Origin of the sequence: Luteibacter sp. ME-Dv--P-043b (genome assembly GCF_030209605.1) — a bacterium.
Taxonomy (GTDB): Bacteria; Pseudomonadota; Gammaproteobacteria; order Xanthomonadales; family Rhodanobacteraceae; genus Luteibacter.
Genome location: NZ_JARVRT010000014.1, coordinates 88,766 through 109,427, shown reverse-complemented (window position 1 = coordinate 109,427; position 20,662 = coordinate 88,766). Strand labels below are relative to the sequence as shown.

Below are 20,662 nucleotides of genomic sequence, written 5' to 3'. Positions count from 1 at the left end.
GCCCCTGCTTAAGGGTGCGGCGTGCAGCCCGGCCGGGACGCCGAGGACGGCAACAGGAAATAATCCAGGTGGTTGGCCGTGCCCAGCCGTTGCGCCTGGCCGCTCACCACGCAGCCGTCCAGTGCCTCGTCGGTCGCCAGCAGCCAGCGGTGTGCCGGGTCCTGCGCCTGCCACGCACGGGCGTCGGCCAGCTGCGCGGGGGCGCTGCGACTGAACCCGAACTCCTTCACCGGGCGCACGGCCTGCAACAGGTTTTCCTCCCGCCAAAGCACCAGGCCCAGCTGGCCGTCCGGGCCGATCGCCTGGTCGGCCCGCTGCATCACCTGCCGGGCCGATTCGTTGTCGTTGAGCGCCGGGTAGGTCATCAGCGGCCAGGCGATCCAGCCGGCCGCCATGCCGGCCAGCAGGGCGAGCACGCCCCGGCGCGACCGCCCGACGGCGGCGCAGACGAAAAACAGCGCGCCGATGACGACCAGCGCGATCCACAGCACCTGCCCGCCATCGGCCAGTTCGTAGCGCGCCGCCATTTTCTGCGCGGCACGGGGATGGGCCAGCAGCGCCCACAGGCCCACGCCACCGAACACCAGCCCGCAGGCGACGGTGACAGCGAGCGCCAGCCGTTGCAGCCAGCGCGCCTTGAGCAGGTCCTGCAGGTAGGGCGCCATGGCCAGCGCCAGCATCGGCAGCGCGGGCAGGATGTAGATCGCCCGCTTGCCACGGGGGATGGAAAAGAACACCAGGATCAGCAGGCAGGACACCAGCGGCATCCACACGCGCGGCTCGCGCAGGCGCAGCGCCTCGCGCCAGCGCGGCAGCATGAGCGGGACCAGCAGCCACACCGGCAACCAGTCCTGCACGATGACGCCGAGGAAGAACCACGGCGCCTCGGCGTGCTGCCAGGAATTGGCGTAACGCTCCGCGGTCTGCCGGAAGAGGATGTCCTGCACATAGGCCAGGTATTCGGGCGTGCGCAGCCCGTAGGCGGCCACCAGCATCGGCGCGAGCCACAGCGATATCGCCAGCAGGAAGGCCAACGCACCGCCTGCCCAGCGCCAGCCATCGCCCTGCGTACGGGTGATGCCGGGCCACTGGCGGACGCGCATGACCACGTACGGCAGCAGCATCAACAGGGCGACGATGCCCACCCCCTTGGTGATGACGCCCAGGCCGGCGGCGAAGCAGCCCAGCCAGTACATCCGCCAGTCCGGGCCGCGCAGGCAGTGCACGAGGATGCCGACGTTGCCGGCGGTGATCCAGAACAACGACAGCGGGTCGATCTGCGCGTGCCGGATCACGTCGATGAACTGCATCGTTGCAAGCACGAGGATCGCCGCATACAGGCCGGTGCGGCCGTTCCACAGGCGACGCCCGGCATACCCCACCAGCGCCAGCGTGCCCAGGCCGGACAGCAGCGAGGTCAGCAGGAAGGCCCCACGCCAGCCGCCGGTCAGCCACATCCACGCGGCTTCGGTCCACATCAGCATCGGCGGCTTGTCGGAATACAGCTCCGCGCCACGGTGAGGGAACAGCCACTGGCCGGATTCGAGCATTTGCCGGGCCACCAGCGCGAAGCGCGGTTCGTCCGGCGGCCAGGGGTCGCGAAGGCCGATGCCCGCCGCCAGCACGGCCAGGGCGATGAGCATGAACCAGGCGAAGTCGCGGCGTGATCGATCGTCGTTCGAGTGCATGAAAAGCGCGGGCTGGCCGGAGTCGGCGGCCATCGTAGCCGACCTTCACCGGCCCGCGCTGACGAATGGCTTACCGCTGTGGGGTGGGTCGCATTTCAATTTTTTGCGGCCCGCACGTCTAGGGTGTTCGCCGGTGCGGAAATCGGCGCTCGTTCCTGCCCGTACGGGCGTCGATTTCCCACCGTGCGACCATAGATTCCCGTCCCATGAATGCGGTCAGACAACCCATGGATCGATCCGAGGCGGGCGCCTCACCCGGCGGGACGCGTGCCGCGCAGGTGGTCGGCCTGTTCCGCGAGCACAATGCCGCCCTGGTGGCCTTCCTGCGGGCCCGGCTGAATTCGCTGGCCGATGCCCAGGAAGTGGCCCAGGAGGTGTACCTGAAGCTGCTGGCGCTGGACCCCGCCACGACGATCGATTCGCCCCGCGCCTTCCTGTTCCGCGCGGCCGCCAACCTGGCCGTGGACCGCCTGCGCATGCGCAACGTCCGTGCGCTGGCGCCGGTGGACCCGGACGCCGACGACTGGCACGTCACGCCGATTCCCGAGCAGCACGCCGCGGCGCTCGAGCAATGGCGCGACCTGCGCCGGGCGCTCGACGAACTGCCGCCGAAGACCCGCCGCGCCTTCGTCATGCACGTGATCGACGGGCGCGCGTTCGCGGATGTGGCCAGGGATATGAAACTCAGCGAGCGCATGGTGCGCTACCACGTCGGCAACGCCCTGGCGCATTGCCGTGAACGCCGCGATCGCGCGGAGAACCCCTCATGACCGCCACACCCAGCCCCGATCACTCGCTCGAACACCGCGCCGCCGACTGGTGGGTGCGCCTGCGCGCCGCCGATCTCCCGGAGCGCACCCTTCTGGCATGGAGCGACTGGCTGGCCGCCGATCCCCGCCACGCCGAGGCCTTCGCGCGCGTCTCCGCGCTGGCCGAAGAGGCCGCCGGCATGCCGCCGTCGATGCGGGAACGCTTCCTCCAGCGGTATGCACCGGTTGCGGCCACGCCGCGCTCCCCACGTGCGCATCTTGTCCGCGTGGCGGCGGCCCTGGCCGCCCTGGTCGTGCTCGGTGCCGGGGCCTTCCTCCTGTGGCGGCCCCTGCCCGGCGTGTCGGCCGGGCACTATGCCAGCGAGCGGGCCGGCCACCGCGACATCGCCCTGCCCGACGGCTCCCGTATCGAGATGGGCGGGGCCACGTCGGTCACGGCACGCTACGGTCGCGACGAGCGCGCCATCGACCTCGACGCCGGCGAAGCCTTCTTCCAGGTGGCCCACGCCGAACGCCCCTTCGTGGTCAACGCCGGCCCCCTGCGCATCCGCGACCTGGGCACAGCGTTCAACGTGCGGCGCACGGGCGACCGGGTGACGGTCGCGGTCACCGAGGGACGCGTCCGCGTGTCGCCTTCCGCGGCACAGGGCGACGATGGCACCGTGGAACTGGGCGCCGGCCGCGAAGTCTCTTTCGATCCCGCGACCCAGGCCATGCGCATCGTGGATGTCGATCCCGCCACGGCCACCGCCTGGCGCGCGCACCGCCTGGCGTTCGTCGACGAGCCGCTGTCCTCGGTGGTGGACAACATCAACCGCTACAGCGCACGCCCCATCCACATCGCGGACCCGGCGCTGGGCAGGCTGACGTTTACCGGCACGGTGCAGGTCGATACCATCGACAGCTGGGTATCGGCGCTGCCGCGCGTGTTTCCGCTGCGTGTCGATACCTATGCCGACCGGCTCGAACTCACCCGTCAGACCGCCATGACGCGGGGTACGCAGCCGCGCTGACCATTCGCCCGGGGCCGCAGGTGTTGCAGTATTCGCTTCGCGGGCGCCGGCGCATGCTTACCGGCGCGCTCGCGCTGACGCTCGCCGTCCGCGCCGCGCAAGTCATCGGCGCGCCTGCCGGGGCGTCCGCGGGAGCGACGCTGCCGTTCGCCATCGCGCCGCAGCCGCTGACCACGGCGCTGCTGGCGTGGGGCAGGCAAGCCAACGTGCAGGTGCTGACCGCCTCCGGCTCGATCGCCAGCTGGCGTTCCGCCGGCGCACAGGGAATGCTCACCCCGGATGCCGCTCTCGACCAGCTGCTGCGGGGCACCGACCTCGAGCGCGAGTCCTACGATGCCAGCACGGTCGTGGTGCGCCAGCGCCAGCAAGCCGGCAACGCGACACCGGCACCCGCCGATCCGGCGGTGGCGTTCGATCCGGGCGCCGTGGTGCCGCTGGCCACGGTGGACGTGCAGGGCCTGGTGCAGGACGTCGGCTTCAAGGCCGACACCACCCGCAGCGCCACGCGCAACGACGCGCACCTGATGGACGTGCCGCAGTCGATTTCCGTGGTGACTCGCGATGCGATCGCGTCCCAGCAGGCGGTGGGGATCGGCGACGTGGCGCGCTATGTCGCCGGCGTGCAATACGTGGACGGCTACGGCGGCGCGCCGCTGTTCCTCATTCGTGGTTTCGACGCGGGGCACGGCATGACCGACGGCATGCCCAACGGCATCGCGCGCACGGAGGACCTGCCGCCGCTGATCGGCATCGAGCGCGTGGAGGTGCTGCGCGGACCCGAGGCCATCCTGGGCGACGCGTCGCAGAACAACAACTTCGGCGGCTCGATCAACGTGGTGATGAAACGGCCCCAGGCGGAGCCGGTGCGCACGCTCACCTACTCGGCGGGCCGCTACGACGGCGGCCGGCTCGGCGTGGACCTGGCCGGCGCCGCATCGGCCGATGGATCGGTCACCTATCGGGTGGTGGCCGCGGGACAGCGTGGCGAGACCACGCCGCGTGGCGACGGTGGCGGTCGCGGCGCCTACCTCGCACCGTCACTCGCATGGGCCGACGAGCGTACCCGCGTGATGGGCGGCGTGGAGTTCGTCGACAACCGCGTGCCCGGACCGGAGCACACCGTGCTGCTGGGTCCGTCGTTGTCCGCGGCGTCGCCCTACCGCTCCGTCCCTGGCACGCCGGGCGACACGTCGACGTATCGCACCGGCCGCGCGGTGTTCGAGTTCGACCATGCGTTCGACGACTGGACCCTGCACAGCCAGGGCCAGTACGTGCGCCAACGCAGCAACGGCAGCAGCTGGTCGTACGTGTCGAGTGAGTTCGGCACCCGCGATGCCGTGCTCTCACCGGTGGCACGCACCTTCCGCTACACGGGCACCTACTGGACCTGGCAGAACGACCTCACCCGCCGCTTCGGGCAGGGTGACGTGACACACACCGTGTTGCTAGGCTTCGACCTGGCCCGCACCCATGCGGGTGACGGCGGCAGCGGCAGCACCACCCAGACCGATGGCAGCGACAGCGAGACGGTCGGCGACCGCGAGGCATTCGTCGCCACGCGGCCACTGGCCTACGACCTGCGCACCGGCACGGCATTTTCCGCGCGGTTCAACGCCTTGCTGGCGCCCGTGAGTACCACCGTGCAGACCCTGGGCGGATCGTGGCAGACCAACGCCGGCGCCTACCTGCAGGACCAGATCGTCATCGGCGACCGCTGGAACGTGCTGGCCGCGTTACGGCGCACCACCTACCGGCTGGAAACGCACTGGACCGACGGCAGCCCGCGCACCCTGCGCAAGGCACGCTGGATTCCGAAGCTGGGCATGGTCTACAAGCTGTCGCCGGAGGTGGCCCTGTATGCGGACAGCTCCACCGGCTTCCAGCCGGATCCGCTGCTGGGCAAGGACGGCCAGCCGCTGCCCGTGGCCACCTCCCGACAGCTGGAGGCGGGCGGCAAGTTCGAGCTGTTCGACCATCGCGCCCGCCTGACCGCCGCGGTGTATCGCATCCGCGTGGACCACAGCGTGGACCTGGTCTCGCCGGAGGCGCCGTTCTTCGCCACGCCCGGCCCCGGCCAGACCAATCGCGGTGTGGAGCTGGAACTGTCCGGCCGCATCGCCGACGGCCTGGACGTCATCGCCAGCGTCACCGAGGCACGCATTCACAACAACGACGATACGAGACCCACCGGCTCGCCACGTCACCAGGCGGCCGTCTGGAGCAGCTACCGCTTCGGCGACGGCGACATCAAGCCCTGGGGCGTGGCCGCGGGCATCCTGGCGCGAAGCCGCAGCATCGGCCGCACCAGCAACGACGGCCAGTACTTCGGCATTCCCGGGCAGGCCAGCGTGGAAGCGAACGTGTCGCGCTACGGCGAGCACTGGCAGCTGACGCTGGGCGTGAAGAACCTCTTCGCCCGCACGCTGTACGCGGTGAACTTCGACGAGACCTTCGTCCCCATCCGCCAGGGCCGCGTGGTGCTGCTGACCGGTTCGTACGATTTCTAGGCGCCACCCGTCCGGGTGAACGCCTGCAAGGCCGCGGCGCAGGCGTCCTGGCTGAAAGCCGCCCTTGCTTCGCCAACGGCAGCAGGCTCCCTGAGAGGGATGTCATGGCAACCGTCCGCGCCGGGCACGCCACCGTGCCGCCGCCAGAATCGGTCGTAAGCCGCCAACGTCACGCCGTCACGCCGTCCCAGCGGATGGGCCTGGCGCGATACGCCACGCACGCGCTCGATGCCGTAATGGACCGCCAGTGAGCGGATCAGCGCCAGCAGGAGGTCGCGCGGACGCAGACCACCGGTGGCCCGGGTGAACCGGCCTATGGCCTCGCGCCCGAGGTAAGCCCACGAGCCGCGCATGGCCCCGATCAGCAGCCCCTCGACGCCACCGAAGGTGATCGTGCACGACGAAATCACCTCCTTGCCGTCGTTGAGCAGGAACAGGCCCAGTTCGCCCGTGGCGTCGTCTTCGGGGGCGCGCGCATGCAGATAGGCCACGTTGCCGTCGCCGAGCGGCAGGGTGGCCAGGCGCACGTCGTGTCCGCGCACCAGCCGTTCGCGCAGGCGCTCGGGAAACTCCCGCGCGATGAAGCGGTAATGCGCTTCCACCAGCCGCGCACAGGTGGCGAGGTGGAAGTCACGGGAGATGTAGTGCCGCTGCCAGCGCTCGTAGACCCGGGGATTCAAAGCCGCCGCAGCCCGCAAGGTGCGCGAGCGGCCGATCAGGTCCAGCCAAGCGGTCTGGCGACGGAACGCGGCCAGCGAGCGCAACAGGTACGCCAGCCGCGGCTCGGGCGCCGCGCCCTGCTTGCGCAGCGCCGCACGTCGCCGAAGATGGTCCAGGGCCAGCACCAGCGCGCTTCTCGGCCGCCGCGACCCGGCCCGGGCGTGGGTGAGATCGCGCATCGCCTGGGACGGGGGGTAGTGCGTCTGCATCTACCCATGACGTTCGGCGGGCGCCGGATTGAAATCGCTCGCCGTGGCGTGTGGAATGGACCGTGGGGTACGCCCAGGCCGGGGGCTAGCGCGAAGCGCGCCTTTTCCGCTCGTCCTTCCACACCACCCAGCCACCGAGCAAGGTCATCAGGGCCAGCCCGTACCAGGTGATCGCGTAGGTGAGGTGGTTGTCCGGGAAGGCGATGACCGTGAGCCCACCCACGGGACCGTCGTTGCCATCGACATGGCCGGGGGACGAGGCGGCATCGGCATCGATGAAGTACGGCGCCGTGTCGCCAAGCGACTTCGCCCGGGCAATGGCGGCCACGTCGCGGGAATACCAGCGATCGCCCGCAGGGTCGTTGTCCTGCAGGAACGCGCCCTTCGGCTCGCTGATGCGCAGCAGGCCGGTGATCGTGGTTTCACCGACGGGCCCTGGCATGCAGCTGGCCTTGCCGCCGCACCAGGTGGTGGAGACGAAGCCACGGTTGATGAGGACCACATCGCCGGCAGGCGTGCGCAGCGGCGTCAGCAACCACGAACCCATGCCCAGCTCGGTGCTGGCACGCACGCGCACGCTCTTGTCCTGCAACAGCGTGCCGGTGATCGTCACCCGCCGGTATTCGTCGTCGGCCGTCGTGATCGTCGACCACTGGGGCCGGCCCGGAGCGGCGACGGGCTGCGCATGCACGCGCTGGTCCACGCGGGCGATGAGGTCGTGCTTCCAGGCCCGGCGATGCACCTGCCAGGTGCCCAGGGCCATGAAGCCGGTGAACAGCACGAGGCCGCACAGCGCCAGCAACCCCAGAACGAGGACGCCGCGCGTTCGGCGCGGCGTCTTCGGTGTGGTTGGAACATCCACGCTCAAGGCAGGTTCTTGACCTGCTGCTCGGTCATGTCGTGGCTCATGCCCGGCATCATGTTCGAGTTGAGGTGGAACATGACCCAGATCGAGCCGGTGAGCGTGATCACCACCAGCACGAGGGTGAAGATCAGCGCCAGCATGTTCCAGCCGCCTTCCGACTTCGTGTTCATGTGCAGGAAGTAGATCATGTGGACCACGATCTGGATGGCGGCGAAGAACATCACCACGATCGCCAGCGTCTGCGCGTTCGGGATCACCTTGCCCATCACCAGCCAGAACGGCACCGCGGTGAGGAACACGGCGAGGAAGAACCCCGTCATATAGCCCTTCAGCGTGCTGTGGCTGGCGCCGTCGTCGTGATCGTCGTGGTGGTCGTGCGATTCGATGTGCGCGCTCACGGCAGCACTCCCATCAGGTAAACGAAGGTGAAGACGCCGATCCACACCACGTCGAGGAAGTGCCAGAACATCGACAGGCACATGATGCGACGCTTGTTGGCGGCAGTGAGGCCGAGGCGGCCCACCTGGAACAGCAGCGTGACCAGCCAGATGATGCCGAAGGTCACGTGCAGGCCGTGGGTGCCGACCAGGGTGAAGAACGAGGAAAGGAACGCGCTGCGCTGCGGACCGGCACCCTCGTGGATGAGGTGCGCGAACTCGTACATCTCGATGCCGAGGAACGCCAGGCCGAACAGGCCGGTGATGACCAGCCAGGCCATCATCGTGCCCTTGCGGTTCTTCTGCATCTCCAACACGGCGAAGCCATAGGTGATGGAAGACAGCAGCAGCATCGTCGTGTTGATCGCGACCAGCGGCAGCTCGAACAGGTCGGCACCCGAAGGGCCGCCCGCATAGCTGCGGCCAAGCACGCCGTACACGGCGAACAGGGTGGCGAAGATGAGGCAATCGCTCATCAGGTAGATCCAGAACCCGAGCAACGTGCCGTTGGCCGGGTGGTGGTCTTCCTTCATCCAGAACTCGAGGTCCTGGCCATCCGCGACGGTGGCGGGCGTAGCGTGCATATCAGACATGGGCGGCAAGCTCTTCCGTGCGGATGGCTTCGGTACGAGCCACTTCGTCGGCGGGGATGTAGTAGTCGCGCTTGTAGTTGAACGTGTGGCCGATCGCGGTGACCAGCAGGCCGAGGAAGGCCAGGCCGGCAACCAGGAACATGTGCCAGATCATGGCGAAGCCCAGCACGAAGGCGAAGCCCGCGATGATGATGCCCGCGCCGGTGTTCTTCGGCATGTGGATGGGCAGGTAGCCTTCCGTGCGACGCGTGTGGTTGCGCTCCTTCATGTCCCACCAGGCATCCGGCTCGTGGATGATCGGGGTGAACGCGAAGTTGTAATCCGGCGGCGGCGAAGAGGTGGACCACTCCAGCGTGCGGCCGTGCCACGGATCGCCGGTGACGTCGCGCAGCTTCTCGCGGTTGCGGATGCTGACGAAGATCTGCACGAGGAACGAGCCGATACCCAGGGCGATCAGCACCGCGCCGAATGCGGCCAGGCGGAACCAGAGCGCCAGCGAGGGGTCCTCGAAGTGGTTCATGCGGCGGGTGACGCCCATGAAGCCCAGCACGTACAGCGGCATGAAGGCGAAGTAGAAGCCCACCAGCCAGAACCAGAACGAGCACTTGCCCCAGAACGGGTCGAGACGGAAGCCGAAGGCCTTCGGGAACCAGTAGTTGATGGCGGCGAACACGCCGAACACCACGCCGCCGATGATCACGTTATGGAAATGCGCGATGAGGAACAGGCTGTTGTGCAGCAGGAAGTCCGCCGGGGGCACCGCCAGCATGACGCCGGTCATGCCACCGATGACGAAGGTGACCATGAAGCCCATCGTCCAGAGCATCGGCACGTCGAACTGGATGCGGCCACGGTACATCGTGAACAGCCAGTTGAAGATCTTCGCGCCCGTGGGGATCGAGATGATCATCGTGGTGATGCCGAAGAACGAGTTGACGCTGGCGCCGGAGCCCATGGTGAAGAAGTGGTGCAGCCAGACCAGGTACGACAGCACGGTGATGACCACGGTGGCGTAGACCATCGAGGCGTAACCGAACAGGCGCTTGCGGCTGAAGGTGGAAACGATCTCGGAGAACACGCCGAACACCGGCAGGATCAGGATGTAGACCTCGGGGTGGCCCCAGATCCAGATCAGGTTCACGTACATCATGGCGTTGCCGCCGAAGTCGTTCGTGAAGAAGTTGGTGCCGACGTAGCGATCCAGCGACAACAGCACCAGCACGGCCGTGAGCACCGGGAACGCGGCGACGATCAGCACGTTGGTGCACAGCGAGGTCCAGGTGAAGACGGGCATCTTCATCATGGACATGCCGGGTGCGCGCATCTTGACGATGGTGGCGATCAGGTTGATGCCGGACAGCGTGGTGCCCACGCCGGCCACCTGCAACGACCATATGTAGTAGTCCACCCCGACGTCGGGACTGGCCGCGAGGCCGGACAACGGCGGGTAGGCCAGCCAGCCAGTGCGGGCGAACTCGCCGACGAACAGCGACGCCATGACCAGCAGCGCGCCGGACACGGTCATCCAGAAGCTGAAGTTGTTGAGGAACGGGAAGGCGACGTCGCGTGCGCCGATCTGCAGCGGCACCACGTAGTTCATCAGGCCGGTGACCAGCGGCATCGCCACGAAGAAGATCATGATCACGCCGTGGGCGGTGAAGATCTGGTCGTAGTGGTGCGGTGGGAGGAAACCGGGGTTGTCGCCGAAGGCGATCGCCTGCTGGGCGCGCATCATCAGGGCGTCCGCGAAACCGCGCAGCAGCATGACGATGCCCAGCACCATGTACATGATGCCGATCTTCTTGTGATCGATGCTGGTGAACCACTCTTTCCAGAGGTAGCCCCACAGCTTGTACTTGGTGATCAGGCCCAGCACCACGAGGCCGCCGAGGGCGACGCCCGCGAACGTGGCGATGAGGATGGGCTCGTGGTACGGGACCGCCTCGATGGTGAGGCGTCCGAAGATCAGTTTGGCTAGATCGGGCATGTTCATTACCGGACTCGCTAAGGCTTGAATCGAAATCAGGCGGCCGCTGTTACAGCGGACGTCCGGCAGGGGAGATCGGCTGGCCGGCGCTGCCGGTGCCGACGCACAGCGCGCCCACGTAGCGCGGACCGGCGGTATCCAGGCCCACCCGCGCGCGGGTGGCGGCATCCAGCGAGGTCACGTTGTAGGTGCCCACCACGCCCTGGCCACCCTGCTTGTCGATCGCCATCATGTCGCTCTGGCACATGCGGTTGGACTCGACGCAGCGGTTGAGGATGGCGTTATAGAGGCTGGGGGCCACGCTGCCGTAGAAATGCACGGGCTCTTTCTCGCTGGGCTGCTCGAGCTTGAGGTAGTCCTCGCGGCTGAGCGTGTCGCCGCTGGCCTTGGCCTTCGCCACCCAGGCGGCGAAATCGGCGTCGGACAGGCTGTGGAAGCGGAAACGCATGTCCGAGAAACCGGCACCGCTGTAGTTGGCGGAAATGCCCTCGAAGTCGCCCGTCTTGTTCATGACCGCGTGCAGCTTGGTCTCCATGCCGGGCATGGCGTAGATCATGCCGGCCATGGACGGGACGAAGAAGGCATTCATCACCGACGACGCCGTGATGTGGAACTCGATCGGGCGATCGACGGGGGCGGCCATCTCGTTGACCGTGGCGATGCCCTGCTCCGGGTAGAGGAACAGCCATTTCCAGTCCAGGGCCACCACCTCGACCACCAGCGGCTTCGTGCCGGCCGGGACCGGGCGGGAGGCGTCGATCTGGTCGAGCGGACGGTAGGGGTCGAGCTTGTGCGTGCTGGTCCAGGTGATGGCGCCCAGCGCGATGATGATCAGCAGCGGGGCGGACCAGATCAGCAGCTCCAGCACCGTGGAGTGGTTCCAGTCCGGATCGTAGCCGCCGTGGTTCTTGTTTTTCTCGCTGTACTTCCAGGCGAACAGGAAGGTCATCACGATGACGGGGATGATGATGATGAGCATCAGCACCACGGAAATCATGATCAGGTCGCGCTGCTGCCTTGCGACGTCGCCCGAAGGGCTGAACAGCACGGCATCGCAGCCCGACAGGAGCAGGGCAAGGGCGGGGATCAGCAATCCGCGCAACATCTTCATGGACATTCGCATGAGGGAAGCAACCGTGGGGACATTAAAATTTACGCTCAACAGGCCGCCAAGGCCATAGGACACATTGTCCCATGGCGTCGGTCCGCCGTCCCCTGGTGCCTGTTCGACGCGCCATTGACCTTCCGCTTCGCTATGCTGTAGCCAACTATCCACCCGGGCCGAGCCAGGATGACCACCATTTCGCATGCGCACGAGGGCGCCGCGGGCGCCGAGCAGGACGTCCGCCGCCAGCACCAGACCAGCCACGCCCCGGTCGCCCCGGGCGAAATCGCGGTCGGCGTGGTTATCGGCCGGGCCTCGGAATACTTCGACTTCTTCACGTACGGCATCGCGTCCGTGCTCGTGTTCCCGTCGGTGTTCTTTCCGTTCCTGAGCCCGCTGGACGGCATCCTGCTGGCCTTCACGATTTTTTCATTCGCCTTTATCGCCCGGCCGATCGGCACCACGCTGTTCATGGCCATCCAGCGCACCTGGAGCCGCAGCACCAAACTCACGGTGGCGCTGTTCCTGCTGGGCACGTCCACGGTCAGCATCGCCTTCCTGCCAGCCAATACGAACGGCGGCTACACGGTCATCGTGATCCTGTCGCTGCTGCGGTTCCTGCAGGGCATCGCGCTGGGCGGCTCGTGGGACGGCCTGCCGTCCCTGCTGTCGCTCAATGCACCCAAGGAAAAACGCGGGTGGTACGCCATGCTGGGCCAGCTGGGCGCGCCGGTCGGCTTCCTGATCGCGGGCTCCCTGTTCCTGTTCCTGCACACCCAGCTGTCCCGTGAGGATTTCCTCGGCTGGGGCTGGCGCTACCCGTTCTTCGTGGCGTTCGCCATCAACGTGGTGGCTCTGTTCGCCCGCCTGCGCCTAGTGGTCACCGAGGAATACACCCAGTTGCTCGAAGAGGGCCAGCTGGAGCCGATCGGCATCATCGAGATGTTCCAGGCCCAGGGCTACAACCTGTTCATCGGCGCCTTCGCCGCCCTGGCCAGCTACGCCCTGTTCCACATCGTGACGATCTTCCCGCTGTCGTGGATCACGCTGAACCGCTCGCAGGACATCAACAACGTCCTGGTCGTGCAGATCGTGGGCGCCTTCCTGGCCGTGCTGGCCACGGTGGCCTCGGGCGTGCTGGCCGACAAGTTCGGCCGTCGCAATACGCTGGGCACCATGGCGGTACTGATCGGCCTGTTCGCCATCGCCTCGCCCTGGCTGCTGGGTGGCGGCAAGGTGGCCCAGGACGCCTTCCTCCTGATCGGCTTCGCCCTGCTGGGTCTGTCGTACGGTCAGGCCGCGGGTACGGTGACCGCCAACTTCGCCAAGCGCTTCCGCTATACCGGCGCGGCCCTGACTTCCGATTTCGCCTGGTTGTTCGGTGCGGCTTTTGCCCCGCTGGTGGCGCTGGGCCTGTCGATGCGCTTCGGCCTGGCCGCGGTCAGCGTCTACCTGCTGTCCGGTGCCGCCTGCACGTTGCTGGCGCTGCGCATCAACCGCTCGCTGGAAACCGACCGCAACAAGGCCTGACAGGAAGGAAATCCCCGCCCGATTAGCGTGGGCGGGGCCCGCCGGGGTGGCTTACCCTGTGTCGCATGCTCTTCGACCTGCCCGACCGCGACACCCTCTACCGCGCCTTGCTGGAACGCGACCCCGCCTATGACGGCCATGTGTTCGTCGGGGTCACCAGCACGGGCGTGTTCTGCCGGCTGACCTGCCCGGCACGCAAACCACTGCTCGAAAACACCCGTTTCTACGATTCGGTACCCGCCTGCTTCGAGGCGGGCTTCCGGCCGTGCCTCCGCTGCCGGCCGCTGGACCCGGTGGGCCAACGGGAGCCGATCGTCTCGGCCCTGCTCAGGCGCCTGGAAGACGAGCCCGAGCGGATCTGGGCCGAGGGCGATCTGGTCGAACTGGGCTACGACCCCTCGACCGTCCGCCGCGCATTCAAGCGCCACCTCGGCCTCACCTTCCTCGACATGGCCCGCCTGCGGCGCGCCGGGCGGGGCATGGACCGGCTCGCCACCCGCGCCAGCGTCATCGACGCCCAGCAAGCTGCCGGCTACGGGTCCGGCAGCGGCTTCCGCGAGGCCATCGTGCGCCTGCTGGGCGAGGTGCCGGTGGCACTGCGCGGCAGGGAGCTACTCCGGGCCGACTGGATCGAGTCACCGATCGGCACGATGCTGGCGGTGGCGGACGCCCACGCCCTGCACCTGCTGGAGTTCTTCGACCGTACCGCGCTGCCCACCGAACTGAAGAAGCTGCGCGAGGCGACCCGGTCTTCGATCACGTTCGGGCGCACCCCGGTCATCGACCGCATCGAAGCCGAACTGAGGGACTACTTCGAGGGCCGGCGGCTGGCCTTCGACACGCCGCTGGCCCGTCACGGCTCCGCCTTCACGAAGGCCGTATGGGATGCCTTGGTCGCGATTCCGCCCGGAAGTACCCGGAGCTATGGCGACATCGCGCACGCCGCGGGCCGCCATACGGCCGTGCGTGCGGTTGCCCGGGCCAACGGGGCCAACCAGCTCGCCATCGTGATCCCGTGCCACCGGGTGATCGGCGCCGATGGCTCGCTGACCGGCTACGGCGGTGGGCTATGGCGGAAGGACTGGCTGCTGCGGCATGAGCGGAAGGTGGTGGGGGTCACCAGATGAGATCGTCCGGCACGACGAACTGCTTGTAGTAGTCGTCGTCATCGTCGCTGGTCGGCAGCGGATCGCCTTCCTTGCGGCCGTGATCGAGCACGATCATGTCCGTGGCACGGGCATGGATCTTGTCGGCGGGCAGGCGCGGGATGAGCTCGTAGCCGTCGCCGGCCCGCGCGATCACCAGGCTGCCGGAGGCAAGCTGCGCACGCAGCGCCTCGTTGACGAAGATGCTGGCGATCTTCTCGCCATCGTTGAAGCGATAGGCGATATCGCCCTCGCGCTTGACCCGGGTCGTCTCGATGATCTGCCGGACCTGCGCGCGGATCTCCCTGGCGCGGGCCTCGGCGTTGCGCTCGGCAGCGAGGGCCCGATCGCGCTCGGCACGCTCGGCCTGGAGCCGGCGAACGTCCACCTGGTCGGCGGTATCCGGTGCCGGCGCCTTGCCCTGACGCGCCTTGGCCTGTTCGCGCGCGACCTTGGCCAGCTTGTCCTTCTTGACGAGGCCGGCCTTGAGTAGCTGTTCCTGGAGCGGATTGCGCATGGCGGTGGTTTCGTACGTGCGGGGCATCGATTCTAGCGCCGAAGACCCGCACCGGGGCCGGCGGGCTGCCGCCCCGCCGGCTCAGTTGAAATCCACCTGCACCACGATGGGGCGCCGGAACGCACCGCCGCGCACGGTCGGGCCGGTTTCGCGCAGGCGCACGTTGAAGTCGTAGGAACGTCCCGTACCCAGCGCGTTGGCCAGGAACGGCACGCCCGGCCGGATCGTCGTCCGGGTGTCGTCGCTGGCCAGTTCGAGGCCCACGTTGCGAGGGCCACTGAGCGAGAAGAGCTCGCTCACCGTCGGGTCCGCGTCCGCGGCCCTTCCGAACGTGAACGAGGCGACCAGGCCGACCGGTTCGGCGCATTCCTGCACCACCAGGTGAAAGGGCCGCCACGGGGTCGCACGCTCCGGCGTGGCGAAATTGCCGACGTGGTAGGTGCCCACGTCGAAAACCTGGTTCAGCGATTCCGCGCTGATGCTGCAGGTGGGGCGTACGAACTGGAGGTCGTAGACCACGAGGTGGCGGAATGCCCGGGTCCTGACATTGCCGGGCTGGTAGGACCACTGCTGGGCGATGACCCGGCTGTCGACGCGACCGAAGCGCACCGGGCCGCCCAGGCGCTTGACGCGATAGCCGACCACGGCGTCGTTGCCGATCACCCCGTCGCCCAGCCCGAAGTAGCGCTGGTATCGGTGCGGGAACTCGTAGTGCTGGCTGTTGCGCAGGTCATGGATGTACACCTCGATGCCGAAGCCCGACGGCTGGCCGCCTACGGTGAGGGGGACCATGCCGCCTTCGCGGGCCACGGTGTAATCGCCTTCCAGCGTGGCGTAGCCTTTTCCGCATTTCGCCAGCCGGTTGCCGTCGCCATAGGCCACGTCGTCGCGGACCACGGTACCAGGCGCCATGGCGTTGCTGACCGTGATCTGCGCGGTCTGGCCTAGCTGGTAGTTGCCTTCGGCCTGCCAGTAACAGCCGCTGGATATCGCCATGGCCGGCATGGCGAACAGCAGCAGCGGCAGCGCGCACGACGCGCGACGGATCGTTCGGTGATGCATGGAAACCTCGTTCCTTAAGGTGGGTGGTCCACGATGACGTCGTGGGTGGGAAAGTGGCGATCCAGCCACGACGACCAGCGCACCGCGCGGCGGATCAGGTCGGCGCGATAGCGCGCGTTGAACCGCGGCGTGCGCGAGTGGTAGTTGGCAGCGCGTGTCCAGACATCGCCGGTGTCGCCGCGCAGGTGCCCACGGATGCGCCACGCCGCGAGCAGGAAGGCATAGCAACCCGGCGCCGCCACGTCGGCAGGGGCGATACCGAACCGCGACAGGCCGCGCAGGTACGCCGTGTTGAACTGCAACGGGCCGACGTCGTAGGTGCCGTTGGCGTTGCGCACCCACTGCCCCGGCTTGCCCGCCTCCTTCTCCGCGATGGCGAGCAGGATGTTGGCGGGTACGTCGTAGGCCAGCGAGGCACCGAGTGAGCACACGACCATCTCCTGGCGCGGCGGCGGGATGTCCGGAAGGGTGTCGATCATGGCGACGGCTCGTCGCGCCCCACCGAGGCGGATCGCTGCACGGCGTCCATCACCGATGTCGTGCGCGCGCCGGGTGGGCCGCCGGGCAGATCGCCATACACCGCCACGCCCGCACGCCCGGTCGCGGCGGCGAATGCCGCGCCACCGCCCATGGCGATGGCGCTTCCGATCACGCCCGCCGAACCGGCCAGCACGCCCAGGTGGGAGCCGGTCACCAGCGTGTAGAAGAACTGCGGAATGCGTATCGCCAGGACCAGGACCAGGACCGATACCGCCAGCATCATGCCGAGCCACATGAAGCGCGGGTCGCTCGCATTCATGCTGGCGCTGGACAGGCCTTCGATCGCACGGTGTCCGCCGGCACCGAGCACGCCCAGCATAAGCACGCTGATACCGACCGCCAGGGCGTGCTTGTAATAGCTGATGGCCAGCGCGGACGTCCAGCGTGCGCCGCCGAAGCCGAGCAGGAAGATGCCGGCATAGCCGAGCAGCCAGGCCGTCACCAGCGCGACGAGAAACTGCGCCGCGACGATCGTCAGCAGTACGAGGATGAGGACGGCAATGCCACCCGCCAGCAACTGGTCGGCCTCGCTGCCGGTCCGGGTGGCGTCCAGCGTGGTGAAATAGATGCGCAGGCCACGCGCGACGAAGGCGTCGGCATGCGTACGAAACCGCGAGGCGCCCATGCCGTCGCCCATCCCTTCGCCCAGTTCGAAGAACGAGTCGACGATATCGGCGATGAAGCCGTCGCCCCCTTGGCCGTCGCTGGCGTTCACCAGCAACCAGTAGAACGTGCCGGTGACGACCACGAACCGGACCAGCTCCAGCAGCACCTCGCCCAGGTCCTGCCGCAGCACCAGCATGCCCATCGTCCAGACCAGGCTGATCACGGCGAGCGACCAGAACAGCGTTTTCGCCGCGTCCAGGATGCCCTCGATCGCCAGGCTTTTCGTCATCGCCGTTTCCGCGGCAGTCACCACCGCGTCAGGCGTGACCTTCTGGGCGTGCGCGACCACGGCCAGCAACAGCAGCGGGAGGCCGAGGGCGACGGACGACCGGTTCATGCGCGACATGGCGTGCTCACAGGGACGGCAACGGTGTTTCAGAGGCGACGATGGCCGACTGCAGCCCTTCGCGCAGGTGCCGGCCCGTGGCGATGGCTCGCGCGTCCTTGTCCGCGGCCGCCTGCGCTTCGGCGGCACGCGCGAACTCCGAGGCCAGCATCATCGAACGCATCTTGATCAGCTGGTTGGCTTGCGAACCCGCCAGGGCGTTGGCGATCTGGAGTTGACGGCCCTGGCCCTCGACCGCATTGCCGACCGTCGCCAATGCCTCCAGCCCGCCGGCTTCGTCGTCGAGGCGGCCCTGCTCCATATCGATGATCTTCACCAGCGCGTCGTTGGCCGCCTTGCGCGCGCGCGAACCTTCGAAATCGGCACCGGCGGCATCGCCCGCGTTGCCGCCCAGCCGGGTGTAGTACGCCGAGGCATCCTCGAAATGCGCGGCATAGTCGTCACTGCCGCCCGGCGCGTGAACCTTCTGCAGCAGCTGCTTCACCTCGTGGGGTATCGGGACGATGCGGTCGCCGTGGGCGCCGCGGGTGATGATCCAGGTGAAGTTCGCATCGATTGCCGCATTCGTGTCGAGCTTCCTGCTGATCTCGCTCGACATCGCCGCGATATGCGCGCTGGACGCATTGGTTTGCTGTGCGGCCTTGTCGATGTTCTCGGCGTGTTGCTTGAGCGAGCCACCACTCTGATCGGTCAGCGACTTCCTGATCGCCACCAGTTGCGCGTTCTGGGCGACGTTCGAGAAGAAATTCATCATGTCGAAGACAGCGACGCTCGCCGCTGCCCGGCCCGTCGTACTGGTGGCGATGATCGCCATCAGTACGACGGCGGCCGACCGCGGCACTCGGCTCCATGCTTTCATGGCACGCGTACTCCTGGGATCAGTAATCGAATGGCGTGTAGGGCTGCCTGAAGGTCAGGTCCTTCACGGCCATGACGTTGAAGCGATAACCGGGTCGGATGGTGAGTTCGGGCGCGTAGCTCATGTTCCTGTCGATCATCTTCGTCGCCACCTCGCCGATCTGCCGGGCCAGGTTTTCGCGCAGCATGACGGGGCTGGAGGTACCGAACGGATCGTCCGACGGACGGATGCCGGACGACGTCAGGCCGGTGGTGATCCCGGACATCAGGACGGCCGAGGCGAACATGCGCAGGTAGTGGCGGTTGACCTTGTCGTGGAAGCCTGCGTAACCCGCCGCGTCCACGCCTTCCATGGCCCCGATGTCGAGGGCCTTGCCGTCGGGAAACACGATGCGCTGCCAGGCCACCAGGACACGCGACTGCCCTTCGATGACGTTGTGGCTATAGCGCCCGACCAGCCGTGCGCCCTGCGGGATCAGCCGATGGTGTCCGGTCGCCGTGTCGAACACGTCCTGGCTGACCTGGGCGATGATCTGGCCGGGTAACTCGGAGTGGATGCCCGAGATCATCGTGGCCGGGATCACCGAGCCCGCGCGCAGTTCGAACGCGGTGCGCGGGGCGTCCACGCGGGTATCCAGCCGCCAGCGATCCGCACCCGCCGCCCGCGCCCTCGCGTCGTCGAACGCAGCGTAGTCGCCGTCTGCGTGCACGGGCAGCCGGGCGTCGGACGCCGGTGTCTCCGTGGCGTTCGTACGGGCATCGTCCACGGCAACCCCCTTGCCTGCCGGCGCCTCGGGGCGCGTCGCGGCCGCAGCCAGGCCGGTGCGCGCGTGCAACGCGTCCTGGAACAGTTTCATGCGCTCCCGGGCCACGGCATCGTCCTCGACGCCCGGGGCGCCTTCCGTGCGGCTCGCAGGCAGCGGTGGCATCCCGGGATCGGCCACGCGTGCCACCGGGAACGACGGCACGGCCGGCTCGTCGGGGTCCGGGACCAGGCCGGCGGTAGCGCCGCCGGCCAGCATCTGCTCGAGCAACCGGCTGTTCTCGGGCAGCGCACTCGCGACCGGCGCAGGCGCAGGCTCGCTTGTGCGCCCACGTTGCAGCGCCACCAGCGCCACGAGCACGACGAATACCGCCATGACGCCACCGACGATCAGCAGCGGCACGTTGTTCACCCGGCGCACGCCGGACGGGCGAGCCACCACCTCGTTCACCGGCGCCGCTCGATGGTGATGCGCCGCTGCGCCACGCCGACACCGGCCACGAGGACGGCTTTACGGAACAACGTATCGACGATGTAACGGCCGTCCTGCAGGCGGTAATTGACCATCACCTCTTCGTCTTTCCGGAAGAAGCTGCCGCTCTCCCGTATCACCAGCAGCGTGGGTGCCTCGCCCTGGGTGAACGTGGGCGGCATCTCGATCACGGTCTTCACGCCGTCGTTGTAGACGCGCGCGGGTTTGAACGGTGCGTTGCCGCTGATCCGATAACCGAAATCGAGGTCGCCCAGGTACGGCTTTTTCTCCGCCGGCGGTGGGGTGGACTGGGCCACGGCCGCCTGACGTTTCACCGCGGCCCATTTGGCCTCGACCGCATCCGGATAGGTAAACGCAACACGGGGCATGTATTCCGTGCGATGCGAGCGCAGCCTCATGTGATAGGTACGCCGGTCCGTCGTAACCATCAGCGAGGTTTCCAGGCCGACATCGAGCGGCTTGATGACCATGTGCTGCACCGCGGTGGCACCCGTACCGGACAGCGCGGGCTCCACCAGCCAGCGCACGGCGTCGCCCACGTTGACCGAGCTGACCTGCTCGCCCGGTTCCAGTTCCACGTCGCACACCTGCATGACGGCGCACACGACGCTGGGCTGGGATTGTCCGAACAGGAAGCGGATGCTGCCGTCCGGCCCAGGCACGGGCTTCACCGAGGCGGCCGTGCTGGCGATCCATTTGCGCGAGATATCGAGCCCGGCTTTTTCCTGGGCGGTCAGTCGCGGGTTGTCCCGCGAGAAGAACTGGTCGGCCAGCTCGGTCTCGGTGGTCGCCGTGGCGACGGCGGGGAGGAGCCACGCCAGCGTGGCGAGGGTAGCTGCTGTTTTCAT

18 protein-coding genes and 1 pseudogene are annotated in these 20,662 nt (G+C 67.8%); 5 read left to right on the top strand and 14 right to left on the bottom strand.

Annotation, left to right across the window (positions count from 1 at the left end):
• Positions 1–8: 8 nt before the first annotated feature.
• The gene (locus QRN34_RS08975; protein WP_285403918.1) at positions 9–1,721 is read right to left on the bottom strand and encodes a glycosyltransferase family 39 protein; all 1,713 of its coding nucleotides are present in this window, start codon (positions 1,719–1,721) and stop codon (positions 9–11) included.
• 194 nt (positions 1,722–1,915) lie between these two features.
• On the opposite strand from QRN34_RS08975, the gene QRN34_RS08970 reads away from it, so the two are divergent.
• From QRN34_RS08970 to QRN34_RS08960, 3 genes are read left to right on the top strand one after another with little or no spacing between them, the layout of a single operon-like run.
• A complete protein-coding gene (locus QRN34_RS08970; RefSeq protein ID WP_285403916.1) occupies positions 1,916–2,458 on the top strand; it encodes a sigma-70 family RNA polymerase sigma factor in 543 nt (180 codons plus the stop codon).
• Positions 2,455–3,471: a FecR domain-containing protein gene (locus QRN34_RS08965; RefSeq protein ID WP_285403914.1), complete on the top strand. Its 1,017-nt coding sequence runs from the start codon at positions 2,455–2,457 to the stop codon at positions 3,469–3,471. The genes QRN34_RS08970 and QRN34_RS08965 overlap by 4 nt, the downstream gene beginning before the upstream one ends.
• Before the next feature lie 23 nt (positions 3,472–3,494).
• Positions 3,495–5,978: a TonB-dependent receptor gene (locus QRN34_RS08960; protein WP_285403912.1), complete on the top strand. Its 2,484-nt coding sequence runs from the start codon at positions 3,495–3,497 to the stop codon at positions 5,976–5,978.
• Here the strand turns inward: QRN34_RS08960 and QRN34_RS08955 are convergent.
• The 6 genes from QRN34_RS08955 to cyoA form a co-directional block, all read right to left on the bottom strand.
• Positions 5,975–6,907: a DUF535 family protein gene (locus QRN34_RS08955; RefSeq protein ID WP_285403910.1), complete on the bottom strand. Its 933-nt coding sequence runs from the start codon at positions 6,905–6,907 to the stop codon at positions 5,975–5,977. The genes QRN34_RS08960 and QRN34_RS08955 overlap by 4 nt on opposite strands.
• Positions 6,908–6,992: 85 nt before the next feature.
• The gene (locus tag QRN34_RS08950; protein ID WP_285403978.1) at positions 6,993–7,769 is read right to left on the bottom strand and encodes an SURF1 family protein; all 777 of its coding nucleotides are present in this window, start codon (positions 7,767–7,769) and stop codon (positions 6,993–6,995) included.
• 2 nt (positions 7,770–7,771) lie between these two features.
• Positions 7,772–8,170 carry a cytochrome o ubiquinol oxidase subunit IV gene (cyoD, locus tag QRN34_RS08945; RefSeq protein WP_285403908.1) on the bottom strand — a complete coding sequence of 133 codons (399 nt, stop codon included), beginning with the start codon at positions 8,168–8,170 and terminating at the stop codon, positions 7,772–7,774.
• Complete coding sequence (gene cyoC / locus QRN34_RS08940; RefSeq protein ID WP_240003947.1) at positions 8,167–8,742, bottom strand: cytochrome o ubiquinol oxidase subunit III; 576 nt, start codon at positions 8,740–8,742, stop codon at positions 8,167–8,169. The genes cyoD and cyoC overlap by 4 nt, the downstream gene beginning before the upstream one ends.
• 52 nt (positions 8,743–8,794) lie before the next feature.
• Positions 8,795–10,768, bottom strand: a complete 1,974-nt coding sequence (gene cyoB / locus QRN34_RS08935; RefSeq protein ID WP_285403977.1) for a cytochrome o ubiquinol oxidase subunit I — start codon at positions 10,766–10,768, stop codon at positions 8,795–8,797.
• A 70-nt stretch (positions 10,769–10,838) separates the two neighbouring features.
• On the bottom strand, positions 10,839–11,900 hold the full coding sequence (cyoA, locus tag QRN34_RS08930) for a ubiquinol oxidase subunit II (RefSeq protein WP_285403907.1): 1,062 nt from the start codon (positions 11,898–11,900) through the stop codon (positions 10,839–10,841).
• A 180-nt stretch (positions 11,901–12,080) separates the two neighbouring features.
• Here cyoA and QRN34_RS08925 point away from each other — a divergent pair, with 180 nt between their 5' ends.
• Positions 12,081–13,424, top strand: coding sequence for an MFS transporter (locus QRN34_RS08925; RefSeq protein WP_036138490.1), 1,344 nt, complete (start codon positions 12,081–12,083; stop codon positions 13,422–13,424).
• A gap of 65 nt (positions 13,425–13,489) precedes the next feature.
• Positions 13,490–14,551: a trifunctional transcriptional activator/DNA repair protein Ada/methylated-DNA--[protein]-cysteine S-methyltransferase gene (locus QRN34_RS08920; RefSeq protein ID WP_285403905.1), complete on the top strand. Its 1,062-nt coding sequence runs from the start codon at positions 13,490–13,492 to the stop codon at positions 14,549–14,551.
• Here QRN34_RS08920 and QRN34_RS08915 read toward each other — a convergent pair.
• The 7 genes and pseudogenes from QRN34_RS08915 to trbG all read right to left on the bottom strand — a co-directional run bounded on the left by QRN34_RS08915 (position 14,541) and on the right by trbG (position 20,662).
• On the bottom strand, positions 14,541–15,086 hold the full coding sequence (locus tag QRN34_RS08915) for a DUF2058 domain-containing protein (RefSeq protein ID WP_285403903.1): 546 nt from the start codon (positions 15,084–15,086) through the stop codon (positions 14,541–14,543). The genes QRN34_RS08920 and QRN34_RS08915 overlap by 11 nt on opposite strands.
• Positions 15,087–15,167: 81 nt before the next feature.
• Positions 15,168–16,148 carry a fimbrial protein gene (locus QRN34_RS08910; RefSeq protein ID WP_285403902.1) on the bottom strand — a complete coding sequence of 327 codons (981 nt, stop codon included), beginning with the start codon at positions 16,146–16,148 and terminating at the stop codon, positions 15,168–15,170.
• 35 nt (positions 16,149–16,183) lie between these two features.
• Positions 16,184–16,627: pseudogene (locus QRN34_RS08905) on the bottom strand (muramidase); the annotation flags it as partial.
• Positions 16,624–17,700, bottom strand: coding sequence for a P-type conjugative transfer protein TrbL (gene trbL, locus QRN34_RS08900; RefSeq protein WP_285403901.1), 1,077 nt, complete (start codon positions 17,698–17,700; stop codon positions 16,624–16,626). The pseudogene QRN34_RS08905 and the gene trbL, both read right to left, overlap by 4 nt.
• A gap of 7 nt (positions 17,701–17,707) precedes the next feature.
• Positions 17,708–18,559 carry a hypothetical protein gene (locus QRN34_RS08895; RefSeq protein ID WP_285403899.1) on the bottom strand — a complete coding sequence of 284 codons (852 nt, stop codon included), beginning with the start codon at positions 18,557–18,559 and terminating at the stop codon, positions 17,708–17,710.
• A gap of 19 nt (positions 18,560–18,578) precedes the next feature.
• A complete protein-coding gene (locus tag QRN34_RS08890) occupies positions 18,579–19,772 on the bottom strand; it encodes a TrbI/VirB10 family protein (protein WP_285403897.1) in 1,194 nt (397 codons plus the stop codon).
• Complete coding sequence (gene trbG / locus QRN34_RS08885) at positions 19,769–20,662, bottom strand: P-type conjugative transfer protein TrbG (protein ID WP_285403896.1); 894 nt, start codon at positions 20,660–20,662, stop codon at positions 19,769–19,771. Before trbG ends, QRN34_RS08890 begins: the two co-directional genes overlap by 4 nt.

Bases quoted from the DNA above. Each gene is read 5' to 3' on its own strand.
- QRN34_RS08920 (WP_285403905.1), top strand. From the start codon at position 13,490: ATGCTCTTCGACCTGCCCGACCGCGACACCCTCTACCGCGCCTTGCTG.
- trbL (WP_285403901.1), bottom strand. From the start codon at position 17,700: ATGTCGCGCATGAACCGGTCGTCCGTCGCCCTCGGCCTCCCGCTGCTG.
- cyoC (WP_240003947.1), bottom strand. From the start codon at position 8,742: ATGAAGGAAGACCACCACCCGGCCAACGGCACGTTGCTCGGGTTCTGG.
- QRN34_RS08970 (WP_285403916.1), top strand. From the start codon at position 1,916: ATGGATCGATCCGAGGCGGGCGCCTCACCCGGCGGGACGCGTGCCGCG.
- QRN34_RS08895 (WP_285403899.1), bottom strand. From the start codon at position 18,559: ATGAAAGCATGGAGCCGAGTGCCGCGGTCGGCCGCCGTCGTACTGATG.
- QRN34_RS08910 (WP_285403902.1), bottom strand. From the start codon at position 16,148: ATGCATCACCGAACGATCCGTCGCGCGTCGTGCGCGCTGCCGCTGCTG.
- QRN34_RS08915 (WP_285403903.1), bottom strand. From the start codon at position 15,086: ATGCGCAATCCGCTCCAGGAACAGCTACTCAAGGCCGGCCTCGTCAAG.
- QRN34_RS08965 (WP_285403914.1), top strand. From the start codon at position 2,455: ATGACCGCCACACCCAGCCCCGATCACTCGCTCGAACACCGCGCCGCC.
- trbG (WP_285403896.1), bottom strand. From the start codon at position 20,662: ATGAAAACAGCAGCTACCCTCGCCACGCTGGCGTGGCTCCTCCCCGCC.
- QRN34_RS08975 (WP_285403918.1), bottom strand. From the start codon at position 1,721: ATGGCCGCCGACTCCGGCCAGCCCGCGCTTTTCATGCACTCGAACGAC.
- QRN34_RS08955 (WP_285403910.1), bottom strand. From the start codon at position 6,907: ATGCAGACGCACTACCCCCCGTCCCAGGCGATGCGCGATCTCACCCAC.
- cyoA (WP_285403907.1), bottom strand. From the start codon at position 11,900: ATGAAGATGTTGCGCGGATTGCTGATCCCCGCCCTTGCCCTGCTCCTG.
- QRN34_RS08925 (WP_036138490.1), top strand. From the start codon at position 12,081: ATGACCACCATTTCGCATGCGCACGAGGGCGCCGCGGGCGCCGAGCAG.